This window comes from Kushneria indalinina DSM 14324 (genome assembly GCF_003385845.1).
In the GTDB taxonomy this organism is placed as follows: Bacteria; Pseudomonadota; Gammaproteobacteria; order Pseudomonadales; family Halomonadaceae; genus Kushneria; species Kushneria indalinina.
The window spans coordinates 623,411-636,303 of record NZ_QRDJ01000007.1 but is presented as its reverse complement, the minus strand read 5'-3'; the positions used below and the strand labels follow the sequence as shown (position 1 = coordinate 636,303).

The 12,893-nt window shown below is 59.3% G+C and carries 14 protein-coding genes; all 14 read left to right on the top strand.

From position 1 onward, the window contains the following. Positions 1 to 180: 180 nt before the first annotated feature. Positions 181 to 534 (top strand): iron-sulfur cluster insertion protein ErpA, encoded by a 354-nt coding sequence (gene erpA / locus C8D72_RS09605; protein ID WP_115854184.1) that lies wholly within the window; start codon positions 181 to 183, stop codon positions 532 to 534. Positions 535 to 1,156: 622 nt separating this feature from the next. After that, on the top strand, positions 1,157 to 3,049 hold the full coding sequence (gene mnmG, locus C8D72_RS09600) for a tRNA uridine-5-carboxymethylaminomethyl(34) synthesis enzyme MnmG (RefSeq protein WP_115854183.1): 1,893 nt from the start codon (positions 1,157 to 1,159) through the stop codon (positions 3,047 to 3,049). Continuing rightward, the gene (rsmG, locus tag C8D72_RS09595; RefSeq protein ID WP_115854182.1) at positions 3,046 to 3,663 is read left to right on the top strand and encodes a 16S rRNA (guanine(527)-N(7))-methyltransferase RsmG; all 618 of its coding nucleotides are present in this window, start codon (positions 3,046 to 3,048) and stop codon (positions 3,661 to 3,663) included. Before mnmG ends, rsmG begins: the two co-directional genes overlap by 4 nt. 35 nt (positions 3,664 to 3,698) lie before the next feature. Continuing rightward, the gene (locus tag C8D72_RS09590) at positions 3,699 to 4,469 is read left to right on the top strand and encodes a ParA family protein (RefSeq protein ID WP_115854181.1); all 771 of its coding nucleotides are present in this window, start codon (positions 3,699 to 3,701) and stop codon (positions 4,467 to 4,469) included. Between the two features lie 105 nt (positions 4,470 to 4,574). Next, complete coding sequence (locus C8D72_RS09585) at positions 4,575 to 5,498, top strand: ParB/RepB/Spo0J family partition protein (RefSeq protein WP_115854484.1); 924 nt, start codon at positions 4,575 to 4,577, stop codon at positions 5,496 to 5,498. 197 nt (positions 5,499 to 5,695) lie between these two features. After that, complete coding sequence (locus C8D72_RS09580) at positions 5,696 to 6,103, top strand: ATP synthase subunit I (protein ID WP_170140558.1); 408 nt, start codon at positions 5,696 to 5,698, stop codon at positions 6,101 to 6,103. A 20-nt stretch (positions 6,104 to 6,123) separates the two neighbouring features. Further along, positions 6,124 to 6,948, top strand: coding sequence for a F0F1 ATP synthase subunit A (atpB, locus tag C8D72_RS09575; protein WP_115854179.1), 825 nt, complete (start codon positions 6,124 to 6,126; stop codon positions 6,946 to 6,948). A 70-nt stretch (positions 6,949 to 7,018) separates the two neighbouring features. Further along, on the top strand, positions 7,019 to 7,246 hold the full coding sequence (atpE, locus tag C8D72_RS09570) for a F0F1 ATP synthase subunit C (protein WP_086621131.1): 228 nt from the start codon (positions 7,019 to 7,021) through the stop codon (positions 7,244 to 7,246). A gap of 78 nt (positions 7,247 to 7,324) precedes the next feature. Continuing rightward, positions 7,325 to 7,795, top strand: coding sequence for a F0F1 ATP synthase subunit B (locus C8D72_RS09565; RefSeq protein ID WP_115854178.1), 471 nt, complete (start codon positions 7,325 to 7,327; stop codon positions 7,793 to 7,795). An 11-nt stretch (positions 7,796 to 7,806) separates the two neighbouring features. Continuing rightward, positions 7,807 to 8,343, top strand: coding sequence for a F0F1 ATP synthase subunit delta (locus C8D72_RS09560; protein ID WP_115854177.1), 537 nt, complete (start codon positions 7,807 to 7,809; stop codon positions 8,341 to 8,343). Positions 8,344 to 8,359: 16 nt separating this feature from the next. After that, a complete protein-coding gene (atpA, locus tag C8D72_RS09555) occupies positions 8,360 to 9,904 on the top strand; it encodes a F0F1 ATP synthase subunit alpha (protein ID WP_115854176.1) in 1,545 nt (514 codons plus the stop codon). Between the two features lie 58 nt (positions 9,905 to 9,962). Next, positions 9,963 to 10,856 carry a F0F1 ATP synthase subunit gamma gene (gene atpG, locus C8D72_RS09550; protein ID WP_115854175.1) on the top strand — a complete coding sequence of 298 codons (894 nt, stop codon included), beginning with the start codon at positions 9,963 to 9,965 and terminating at the stop codon, positions 10,854 to 10,856. A 44-nt stretch (positions 10,857 to 10,900) separates the two neighbouring features. Then, positions 10,901 to 12,274 carry a F0F1 ATP synthase subunit beta gene (gene atpD, locus C8D72_RS09545; protein WP_115854174.1) on the top strand — a complete coding sequence of 458 codons (1,374 nt, stop codon included), beginning with the start codon at positions 10,901 to 10,903 and terminating at the stop codon, positions 12,272 to 12,274. A 12-nt stretch (positions 12,275 to 12,286) separates the two neighbouring features. After that, the gene (locus C8D72_RS09540) at positions 12,287 to 12,712 is read left to right on the top strand and encodes a F0F1 ATP synthase subunit epsilon (protein WP_115854173.1); all 426 of its coding nucleotides are present in this window, start codon (positions 12,287 to 12,289) and stop codon (positions 12,710 to 12,712) included. Positions 12,713 to 12,893 lie beyond the last annotated feature (181 nt).

The window sequence follows — 12,893 nt, the reverse complement described above, 5'->3', positions numbered from 1 at the left end:
TCATGGGACACCACGCCTATCAGCCTATCACTGTTTTTATCTGTCACTCTTGATGATCACCGCCCAGCGCATGCCGGTTGACCGCCGGCTGGGGGGGTGTCGATAATGGGATCCATGACAGCCATCGTGCTGATCCATTCCTGACACGTATCATACGTGTCATCTCTAAAGGAGGCCGCGATGAGCGGAGCAGAATCCTTTGTTCCGACCCCGCTTGTCTTTACCGATGCCGCTGCAGGCAGAGTCAGGGCGCTGATAGAAGAAGAAAGCAACCCGGCCCTGAAACTGCGCGTCTACGTAACGGGAGGCGGTTGTTCGGGCTTTCAGTACGGTTTCGATTTTGCAGAAACCGTCGGCGAAGACGACACCGTTGTCGAAAATGGCGATGTTGCCATGGTGATCGACCCGCTGAGCTATCAATATCTGGTTGGTTCCACGGTCGATTTCGAAACCGGTCTGGCAGGGGCCCGCTTTTTGATCAAAAACCCCAATGCCACCACGACCTGTGGCTGTGGTGCATCCTTTACAGTCTGATGCCCCCTGGCGATCTTCGGGCGTCTGTCAGCTTCTGAAAGACGCCTTTTTTATGCCCATTTGCGCACTCTCGCCAATTTTTTTGCCTCACTCCCCCTGTGGATAATAATCCGCGCCCTTTTGCTTCCTCTGCGCTACAGCCCGCCACACGCGGGAGCCTTTCCCTTTTTCCACGCCCTGGTGCCTTTCTTGATGACTGCGGGGAGAACTGGCCCTGAGCCCGGTTGACGAGACGGGGATAAATCGAGCTGTGGGTAAGTCACCCGGTTATGCACACCTCGTACAGGGCCTGCCCCAGGGAAGCACGCAGCTTTCCCGAGCTTCCAGTCACATCCCAGAAATCTGTTTTCCAAGAGGAAACATCGCTTTTCCACAGAAAGTGGCTTCACCAATAATCATAACCACAACAGAACTTCTTATTTAAAAGACCATTTTATTAATGAATGACTTTCTCTCCGGAGAAAATCCATGTGTGGAAAACCCTGACGCTTACTCACAGCCACGTTATAATGCGCGCCATTCAATACGGCTTATCCCCAGCCCCCTTCACGGGCATGTGGGTATCGACACGCGCTGATCAGTCGGGTGTCACGTTCATCTTCAACCCCTCGAGGTTTTTCACGTGGATTATCCGGACCGCTTTGACGTTATTGTCATCGGCGGTGGTCATGCGGGTACCGAAGCCGCACTGGCCGCCGCTCGCATGGGCTGCCAGACCCTGCTGCTCAGTCACAACATCGAAACGCTGGGACAGATGTCCTGTAATCCGGCCATCGGCGGGATCGGCAAGAGTCATCTGGTCAAGGAAATTGATGCGCTTGGCGGTGCCATGGCGCTGGCTACCGACCAGGGCGGCATCCAGTTTCGAACGCTCAATTCCCGCAAGGGACCGGCCGTGCGTGCCACCCGTGCCCAGGCCGATCGCGTGCGCTACAAGGCAGCCATCCGCCATATCCTTGAAAACCAGCCCAACCTGTCGATCTTTGCCCAGGCCGCTGACGATCTGATCGTGGAAGGCGACACGGTGCGCGGTGTGCTGACCCAGGGCGGTATCCGTTTCATGGCCGAGACCGTGGTGCTGTGTACCGGTACCTTCCTGGGCGGCGTGATTCACATCGGCATGGAACATCACAGCGGCGGTCGTTCAGGGGATCCTGCCTCCAATGCACTGGCTGCGCGCCTGCGTGAGCAGCCCCTGCGAGTAGCACGGCTGAAAACCGGCACGCCGCCGCGTCTGGATGCCAAAACGGTCGATTTCTCGAAACTGGCCGAACAGCCCGGTGACACCCCCCGTCCGGTGATGTCCTACATGGGGCGCCGTGACATGCATCCCGATCAGGTGAGCTGCTTCATCGCACACACCAACGAACGCACTCACGACATCATCCGCGCCAATCTGGATCGCTCACCGATGTACTCTGGTGTCATCGACAGCACCGGGCCGCGCTACTGTCCGTCGATCGAGGACAAGATTCATCGCTTTGCAGACAAGCAGAGCCACCAGGTCTTTATCGAACCGGAGGGGCTCGATACTCATGAGCTCTATCCCAACGGCATTTCGACATCACTGCCCTTTGATGTGCAGCTCTCTCTGGTGCGCTCGATGGAAGGGCTGGAGCGCGCTCACATCGTGCGCCCGGGCTATGCCATCGAGTACGACTTCTTCGATCCGCAGGATCTGAAGCATTCGCTGGAAACGAAGGTGATCCATAACCTGTGGTTTGCCGGCCAGATCAACGGCACCACTGGCTATGAGGAAGCGGCGGCCCAAGGACTGCTGGCCGGCCTCAATGCCGCCCGGCGCGTGAAGGGGCTCGAGGCCTGGTGGCCGCGGCGCGATGAGGCCTACATCGGTGTGATGGTGGATGACCTGATCCGCATGGGCACCCAGGAGCCTTACCGGATGTTTACCTCGCGAGCGGAGTATCGTCTGCTGCTGCGCGAGGACAACGCCGATCTGCGTCTGACCGAGACTGGTCGTCAGCTGGGTCTGGTGGATGACACGCGCTATAACGCCTTCCAGCAAAAGCGCGAGGCCATCGAGACCGAGCGCGAGCGCATCGATCACACCTGGATTCAGCCGAGCAGCGACGCGGCCAAAAGCCTCTACGACCGGGTGGGTAAACTCTCGCGGGAACATCGCCTGAGCGATCTGCTGCGTCGCCCCGAGCTGACCTATGACGACATCGCGCCGCTGGCCGACGGAGCCGCGCAGGATCCGCTGGTGCGCGAGCAGGTCCAGATTCAGGCCAAGTATCAGGGCTACATCGACCGCCAGAGCGAAGAGATCGACAAGCTCAAGCGCCACGAGGCCACCCGGTTGCCGGACACGCTCGAGTACGATCGTATCGACGGCCTCTCCAGCGAGATCCGCCAGAAGCTCAAGGCAGCGCGACCCGAAACGCTGGCCGAGGCCGGGCGCATCCCGGGGGTGACGCCAGCGGCCATCTCAATGCTGCTGATCCATCTCAAAAAGCGCGGCAGCGCGCACAAGGCCAGGGCTAACGCCTCATGACCGGCGGTATCGAGCGTCGTCTTGATGACGGCCTGACGGCCCTGAACCTGAGCGTTGAAGGCGGCGTTCGTGACCGGCTGCTGGCCTTTGTGACGCTGTTGCACAAGTGGAATCGGGCCTATAACCTCACCGCCGTGCGCGATATCGACACGATGGTGACGCGCCATCTGCTGGACAGTCTGGCGATCCTGCCCTGGATCGAAGGCCCGAGGCTGCTGGATGTCGGCAGCGGTGCCGGTCTGCCGGGCATCGTGGTCGCCATCATGCGCCCCGACATTGCCCTGACCTCCATCGACAGCAACGGCAAGAAGATTCGATTCCAGCGTCAGGTGGCCTTTGAGCTGGGCCTTGACAACGTCACCCCCGTACACGACCGGGTCGAGGCGCTGGCCGGGGTTAGCTTCGAGCAGATCACCAGCCGTGCCTTTGCCGCCCCGTCGGAGTTTGTCGATCTGACGCGCGCGCTTCTGGCCGAAGGCGGACACTGGCTGGCCATGGCGGGGCGCGTGGATGACATTACGTTGCCCGACGATGTCAGGCTGGTCCAGACATGGCCGCTGGACATTCCCGGTGAACAGGCCCAGCGTCATCTGTTGAAAATGGACATCGCCTGACAGGGCTCAGCGATCAATACACAAGGAACTCTCTCTTGACCCGGATCATTGCGCTGACCAACCAGAAGGGTGGCGTCGGCAAGACCACGACCGCCGTCAACCTGGCGGCCGCCCTGGCCTCGCTGAAAAAACGGGTGCTGCTGGTGGACATGGACCCGCAGGGCCACGCCACCATGGGCAGCGGTATCGACAAGCATGCGCTGGCCAACGGCGGCTCGCTGGATGTGCTGCTTGACGAGATTTCGGCATCCGATGCAATCGTGGACTGTCCCAACGCCGGCTATCAGCTGCTGCCCGCCAACGGAGATCTCACCGCCGCCGAGGTCGATCTTCTCGAACGCGAGGGCCGCGAGCGCTGTCTGGACCGCGCCATAGAGACCGTGGCCGACCGTTTCGATGTGGTTCTGATCGACTGCCCCCCCTCGCTGAACATGCTGACCGTCAACGCCCTGACTTCGGCCCACGGCGTTTTGATCCCCCTGCAGTGCGAGTTTTATGCCCTTGAGGGGCTGTCGGCACTGCTGGATACCGTCGAGCAGATTCGCGACAGCGTCAATCCGGCGCTGGCCCTGGACGGCATCGTGCGAACCATGTTTGATAACCGCAACAGCCTGACCCGGGATGTCAGCAAGCAGCTGTCGGACTATTTCGGTGACGACCTGCTGAAAACGGCCATTCCCCGCAATGTCCGTCTGGCCGAAGCGCCCAGCCATGGTCTGCCGGTCAACCGCTACGCACGCATGTCCCGTGGCGCTCACGCCTACCGGGTACTGGCCAAGGAACTGATTGGCAAGCTGTCGCTGTAGTCCGGAAAGCTCTGGAACACTGACGATGGATCGACCCTTGAGCGCCGACGCTTGCTGCGTCGGCGCGTGTTGTTACTTTCGCATGGCCTGAACGAGGAACTGTTCATGACGCGTAAACGCGCACTCGGAAGAGGACTGGACGCACTGATTGGCGCCGGTGCCCGGCAGCGTTCACAGACCCAGGACCCCGAGGGTGGTTCTGCCGGGGCGGCAGTAACTGCATCTCCCCTGATCGACAGCCGCGAACGCCTTGAGCGCCTGCCGCTGGCAGAACTTACGCGCGGACGCTATCAGCCGCGTCGCGAAATGCAGCCCGAGCGACTTGAAGAGCTGGCCGCCTCGATTCGAACCCGCGGCGTTATGCAGCCCATCGTGGTGCGCCCTCTGCCCGAGGGCAGTGACGCCCGCTATGAGATCATCGCCGGCGAACGCCGCTGGCGCGCCGCGCAAATGGCCGAGCTGGACGTCATTCCGGCGGTGGTGCGCGAGCTTGACGATGAAACCGCGCTGGCTCTGGCGCTGATCGAAAACATCCAGCGTGAAGACCTCAATCCCATCGAGGAAACCATCGCCCTCAAGCGGCTGATGGATGAATTTTCCCTGACCCAGCAGCAAACGGCCGATGCCGTGGGGCGCTCGCGCGGTCAGATCGCCAACATGCTCCGGCTTTTGGCGCTTGAAGACGATGTCCAGACGCTGCTGGAGCGCGGCGACATGGATGTCGGACACGCCAGAGCCCTGCTGGGTCTCAAGGGCAACAAGCAGCGACAGGCGGCGCGCGAGGTGGTCGAACGCGGTCTGACCGTGCGCCAGACCGAGGCGCTGGTCAAAAAATATGCACAGGCCGCGCCGGACAGCAAAAAGCCATCCGACAAACCCTCGGGCGATGTGGGCAGTCTGGAAAATCAGCTGGCGGAACTGCTGGGAGCCCGCGTACAGATCAGTCATGGCAAGACCGGCAAGGGCAGTCTGACGATTCGTTACACAAGCCTCGATGAGCTTGATGGTATTCTTTCGCACATTCGCTGAGGCCATGTGCGCTTAAATACGGCTTAATCCAGTGTTGTAAACTGCGACGCTTTGACACAGGATCGAGCCGCTTTTGGTGCAGATGAGCTTAAAACCTGCGATTTTCGATGCCTGTGACATTGAAGCGACCGGGGGGCTTCCTTATAATCCGCCTGCCTGGCGCAATGAGTCGAATATTTCGGGAATGCATAAAATCAATGCAACAAGGCAAGCCCGCGACTCCGGCAGCATCAAGGCGCCCGAGAATTTATAGATTGCTGATGGTTCAGCTGGGCGTCACCGTGGTGACAGCTGCACTACTGGTAATCGCAGCGAACAATATTCTCGCGCTGTCGGCCCTCAAGGGTGGTATTGCGGGACTGGTGCCCAACGTATATTTTGCCTGGCGTGCGTTTTTATACCGTGGGGCTCGTTTTCAACGTCAGATGGTTCGCAGTTTCTATCGAGCCCAGATTGGCAAGCATTTTCTGGCGATCCTGTTGTTCGCAGGCATTTTTGTCATATCGCCACCGCAGTCTCCGGAGTGGTTTTTCATGACATTTGCGCTGGTCCAGTGTGTGTACTGGCTGACGCCCTGGCTGCTCGGCAGACCCGGTTCCCATTAAAATCGATTCAAGGCAACGCTATGGCAGGCAACGCACCGACCTCGACCGAGTATATTACTCACCATCTTCAGAACCTGACCTTCGGTCTGCATCCCGATAATGGCTGGTCCTTCGCCCATGGCGCCGAAGAAGCTCGCGAGATGGGTTTCTGGGCCATCAATGTGGATACCATGGGTTGGTCGATTGCGACCGGTCTGCTGTTTCTGTGGCTGTTTCGCTATCTGGCAAAAACAGTGACCAGCGGTGTGCCGACCGGACTGCAGAATGCACTCGAGATGGTGTTCGAGTTTTCCAACGGCATCATCCGCACCAGCTTCAGTGGCCACAGCAAAATGGTCGGCCCGCTGGCATTGACGCTGTTTTGCTGGATCTTTTTCATGAACAGCCTCAAGTGGCTGCCCATCGATCTGGTGCCGCAGATCGCGCATAAGCTGGGCATCGAGTACATGCGCATTGTTCCCACAAGCGATCCCAACGCAACGCTTGGCATGGGCTTTGCCATCTTCCTGCTGGTCATCTATTACAGCATTCGCAACAAGGGGTTCAGTGGTTTTGCGAAGGAGCTTTCCTTCCGTCCCTTCAATCACTGGGCGCTGATTCCCTTCAATCTGATACTTGAACTGGTTGTACTGATCGTCAAGCCCATCAGCCTGGGACTGCGTCTTTTCGGCAACATGTTTGCCGGCGAAGTCATCTTCATCATGATTTCCCTGCTGCCCTTCTGGGCCATCTGGGTACTTGATGTCCCGTGGGCGATCTTTCACATTCTGGTCATCACGCTGCAGGCCTTCATCTTTGCCGTGCTGAGTGTGGTGTATCTTAGCGCCTGCTTTGAAGAGCACTGAATCCAATAACAAGATACGCTTCAAAACCCTTTTACCCCTTGTCTGAAAAAACTGAAACAGGAGCCATTCCATGGAACTCGTCTACATTGCTGCCGCCATTATGATCAGCGGTGCTGCCCTCGCTACCGGTATCGGCTTTGGTCTGCTCGGTGGCAAACTGCTCGACTCTACCGCACGTCAGCCGGAACTGGGTGACCAGCTGCAGACCAAAACCTTCATCATGGCCGGTCTGCTTGACGCCGTTCCCATGATCGGTGTGGGTATCGCGATGTACCTGATCTTCGTTGTTGCTGGTTAAGTCAACGCTGTACGCCGGGCCCCTTGTGCTCGGTGTCGCCGTTTTCGGCCACTACGAACCCGCAGGAGGTAGATCCGCGTGAATATCAATATGACGCTTATCGGACAGATGATCGCCTTTGCGATCTTTGTCTGGTTCTGCATGAAATATGTGTGGCCTCCGATCACGCAGGCACTCACCGAGCGTCAGCAGCGCATTCAGGACGGTCTTGAAGAGGCCGACCGGGCTCGCGCCGAGCTGCACAAGGCCAATGAACAGGCTGAGGAAACGCTGCGTGAAAGCCGTGAGGAAGCCGCTCGCATTCTCGATAATACGCGTGCCCGTGCCAATCAGATGATCGAGGAAGCACGCAATGATGCCCGCGCCGAAGGTGAGCGCATGATTGCCAATGCTCGCAGCGAGATTGACAGCGAGATTCAGCAGGCCAAGAGCGAACTGCGTGCTCAGGTGGCAACACTGGCCATTCAGGGTGCCGAACGCATTCTCGAGTCCTCCATCGACGAAAAGAAGCATCGTGAGATGGTTGATCGACTCGCTGAAGAGCTCTGAGGAAACGCCACATGTCAGACCACATCACGCAGGCACGTCCCTATGCAAGGGCCGCTTTCGAGCTGGCCAGAGAAGACAGCGCGCTGGACGCCTGGTCAGCGATGCTGGCCGAGGCGGCACGTCTGACCGGTGACGAGCGCATTGAACGACTGCTCGTGGATCCGCAGCGTACACCGGGTGACAAGGGACAGGTCTTCATTGATCTGCTTGAAGAACTGCTCCCTGAACGTGGCGCCAATTTCCTGATGGTGCTGGCCCGACAGCAGCGTTTGCCGGCTCTGGCATCGCTGAGTGATCTTTTCGAGGCTGAGCGCGCCGAGTTTGAAAGGCGTGTCAGCGTCGAGATCGTCTCGGCCCGGCCGCTGGACGAGGCACAAAAAGACAAGCTCGCACAGGCGCTCAAGCGGCGTCTGAATCGCGAAATCACGATCACCACTTCCGTGGACGAGACGCTGCTGGGCGGCGTCGTCATTCGTGCCGGCGATACCGTTATCGATGGATCGGCGCGTGGACGACTGGCACGGCTTTCCAGCATCCTGAACCACTGAAGTCGAGGGACATGGCATGCAGCAACTGAATCCTTCCGAAATCAGCGACATCATCAAGGGCCGGATCGAGAATCTCGACCTTGATGCACAGGCGCGCAATGAAGGCACCATCGTCGGCGTGGCCGACGGCATCGTGCGCATCCACGGACTGGCTGATGCCATGTTCGGGGAAATGATTGAATTCCCCAACGATGTCTTCGGCATGGTGCTCAACCTGGAGCGCGACAGCGTCGGCGTCGTGGTACTGGGCGACTATCAACAGCTTCAGGAAGGTATGACGGGCAAGTGCACCGGTCGCATCCTGGAAGTACCGGTCGGCCGCGAACTGGTCGGTCGTGTTGTTGATGCGCTCGGTAACGCCATCGATGGCAAGGGCGATATCAACACCACCGAGACGGACGCCGTTGAAAAGGTGGCTCCGGGCGTTATCTCCCGTCAGGGCGTTGACCAGCCGGTCCAGACCGGCCTGAAATCGATCGATGCCATGGTACCGATCGGTCGCGGTCAGCGTGAGCTGATCATCGGTGACCGCCAGATCGGCAAGTCGGCCATCGCCATCGATGCGATCATCAACCAGAAGGGCAAGGGCATCACCTGTGTCTATGTGGCGATCGGTCAGAAGCAGTCGACCATTGCCAACGTGGTCAGAAAGCTCGAAGAGCACGGCGCGATGGAACACACCATCATCGTCGCCGCCGGCGCCGCCGACCCGGCTGCCATGCAGTTTCTGGCGCCCTACTCCGGCTGCACCATGGGTGAATTTTTCCGCGACCGCGGTGAAGATGCCCTGATCGTCTATGACGATCTGTCCAAGCAGGCCGTGGCCTACCGCCAGATCTCCCTGCTGCTGCGTCGTCCGCCGGGTCGTGAAGCCTATCCGGGTGACGTCTTCTATCTCCACTCTCGTCTGCTCGAGCGCGCCTCGCGCGTCAACGCCGAGTATGTGGAAAGGCTTACCAACGGTGAAGTCACCGGCAAGACCGGTTCGCTGACGGCGCTGCCGATCATCGAGACCCAGGGCGGCGACGTGTCGGCGTTCGTTCCGACCAACGTGATCTCGATCACCGACGGTCAGATCTTTCTGGAAACCAGTCTGTTCAACGCCGGCGTTCGCCCGGCCATCAACGCAGGCCTGTCGGTGTCGCGCGTTGGCGGCAGTGCCCAGACCAAGATCATCAAGAAGCTGGGTGGCGGTGTGCGTCTGGCGCTGGCGCAGTATCGCGAGCTGGCAGCGTTTTCGCAGTTTGCCTCCGATCTGGACGAAGCCACGCGCAAGCAGCTCGAGCACGGTCAGCGTGTCACCGAACTGATGAAGCAAAAGCAGTACTCGCCGATGTCGATCGCCGACATGGCCGTCTCGCTTTATGCTGCCAACGAGGGGTATCTCTCCGACGTACCGGTCGACAAGGTGCTGGATTTCGAACGTGATCTGCTTGATTACATGCGCACCGAACAGGGTGAGCTGATGGAGAAGATCAACAGCACCGGCGGCTACGACAAGGACATTCAGCAAGGTCTGAAAGACGGCGTTGAATCGTTTAAATCGACGCAGAGCTATTGATGATCCGGACCCTTCGGGGTCCGGGCGCCCTGCGCTGATTGCTTAGGAGAATATCGCTATGGCAGCCGGAAAAGAGATCAAGTCCCAGATCGGGAGCATCAAGAACACCCAGAAGATCACCAGCGCCATGGAGATGGTGGCCGCATCGAAGATGCGCCGCGCTCAGGACCGCATGGCGGCCAGTCAGCCCTACGCCGGCCAGATTCGTCGGGTGGTCAGCCATATCAGTCAGGCCAATCCGGAGTATCGTCACGATTATCAGATCGATCGTGAGGTCAAGCGCATCGGCTATATCGTGGTGACCTCGGATCGCGGGCTGTGTGGTGGTCTTAACAGCAACCTGTTTCGACGTGTTCTGCAGGAAGTACGGCAGTGGCGCGATCAGGGTGTCAGCGTCGCCTTTTGCGCGCTGGGGACCAAAGGCAGTGTTTTCTTTCGTAAGTACGGCGGTGACCTGCTGGCCGCGAACCGCAACCTGGGCGATGCGCCCGAGGCGAGCGAGCTGATCGGCAGCGTCAATGTCATGCTGGAAGCCTTTGACAACGGCGAGATCGATCGACTGGATCTGGTGTACAACGAGTTCGTCAACACCATGAGCCAGAAGCCGATCGTGCGCCAGTTGTTGCCGCTACCCGAAGAGGACGTCGATCAGGACACGTCATCTTCACAGGAAGCGGCGAGCGCTTCGAAAGGCGGCTGGGGTTACGTATACGAGCCGGACGCTCAAAGCCTGCTCGACAAGCTGCTGGTGCGCTATGTCGAGTCGCAGGTCTACCAGGCGGTGGTGGAAAACATTGCCAGCGAGCAGGCCGCTCGCATGATCGCGATGAAAAACGCCACTGATAACGCCGGTGACATCATTGATGACCTGCAGCTTCAGTACAACAAGGCGCGTCAGGCAGCCATCACCCAGGAAATTTCCGAAATTGTGGGTGGTGCCGCTGCGGTCTAGGTCGGCCCGTCGGACAGTTATTTACAGGTTCAAGAGGAATCAGGATGAGCGGACGTATCGTACAAATCATCGGTGCGGTGATTGACGTCGAGTTTGACCGCAGCGAGGTCCCCCACGTTTATGAAGCCATGAATGTGGAAGAGACCGGCACCGTACTCGAAGTTCAGCAGCAGCTGGGTGACGGCATCGTGCGTGCCATCGCCATGGGCTCTACCGAAGGGCTCAAGCGTGGCATGACCGTGTCCGGCACGGGCGCGCCCATTTCGGTACCGGTGGGTGAAAAGACCCTCGGGCGTATCATGAACGTGCTGGGCGAGCCGATCGACGAAGCCGGTCCCATCGGTGAAGACAAGCGCAGCCCGATTCACCGTGCCGCGCCCAGCTTTGCCGATCAGTCGGCCTCCAGTGAACTGCTGGAAACCGGCATCAAGGTCATCGACCTGATCTGCCCGTTCGCCAAGGGCGGCAAGGTCGGTCTGTTCGGCGGCGCCGGTGTCGGCAAGACCGTCAACATGATGGAGCTGATCCGTAACATCGCCACCGAGCACTCCGGCTATTCGGTCTTTACCGGTGTCGGTGAGCGTACGCGTGAAGGTAACGACTTCTACTATGAAATGAAGGAGTCCAACGTTCTCGACAAGGTGTCGCTGGTCTACGGTCAGATGAACGAGCCGCCGGGCAACCGTCTGCGCGTGGCCCTGACCGGTCTGACGATTGCCGAGCAGTTCCGTGACGAAGGCCGTGACGTGTTGCTGTTTGTCGACAACATCTACCGCTATACGCTGGCAGGTACCGAAGTATCGGCACTGCTGGGTCGTATGCCGTCCGCCGTGGGCTATCAGCCGACGCTGGCCGAAGAGATGGGCATGCTGCAGGAGCGCATCACCTCGACCAAGACCGGCTCGATCACGTCCGTGCAGGCCGTTTACGTGCCCGCGGACGATTTGACCGACCCGTCGCCGGCCACCACCTTCGCCCACCTGGATGCCACGGTCGTACTGGCGCGTTCCATCGCCGAGCTGGGGATCTATCCGGCCATCGACCCGCTGGACTCCACCTCGCGTCAGCTGGACCCGCTGGTGGTGGGTGACGAGCACTACAATGTGGCGCGTGGCGTGCAGAACGTGCTGCAGCGTTACAAGGAACTCAAGGACATCATTGCCATTCTGGGCATGGATGAGCTTTCCGACGAAGACAAGCAGACCGTGGCCCGGGCGCGCAAGATCCAGCGTTTCCTGTCACAGCCCTTCTTTGTGGCGGAAATCTTCACCGGCGCACCCGGCAAGTATGTGTCGCTCAAGGAAACCATCCGCGCTTTCCAGGGCATTCTCAACGGCGACTACGACCATATGCCTGAACAGGCGTTTTACATGGTCGGTACGATCGACGAAGCGATCGAGAAAGCCGACAGCATGTAAGGAGGGGCGCTCATGGCGACCATGCAATGCAATATCGTCAGCGCGGAGCGCAACATCTTCGCCGGCGAAGTGGAACGCGTTGTAGCGATCAGTGTGCTGGGCGAGCTGGGTATTCTGCGCGGGCATGAGCCGACGCTGACGGAGCTGAAGCCGGGTCCGGTCCGGATCATCCATGACGGCGGCGAAGAAGAAGTCTTCTTCGTCTCCGGTGGGTTTCTGGAAGTGCAGCCGAACATGGTCATCGTACTGGCCGACAGTGCCGATCGTGCCCGTGATCTGGATGCCGCCGAAGCCGAAAAGGCGCGTGATGAAGCGCGTCAGGCCCTGCAGGGCAAAAGTGGCGAGATGGATTACCAGCAGGCGCTGGCCGAGATCGAAGCGGCGACCGCCCGACTGCGTACCCTCTCCCAGCTGCGCAACCGTCGCGGCAACCAGTAGTCTCGAGAGCAGCGTTTTGAAAGACACGGTCTCAAGCGGGATTGTCGCATCATGACCACAAGTCATGGATGCGTTTTGTTGGCGGCCCTCGGGCCGCCTTTTTTGTAACTGCCATGCGCATCTGGACCAATGCGATCGCCTCATGCCCTGATACACTGTCTGCCAAGGCAGTGATCAGCCA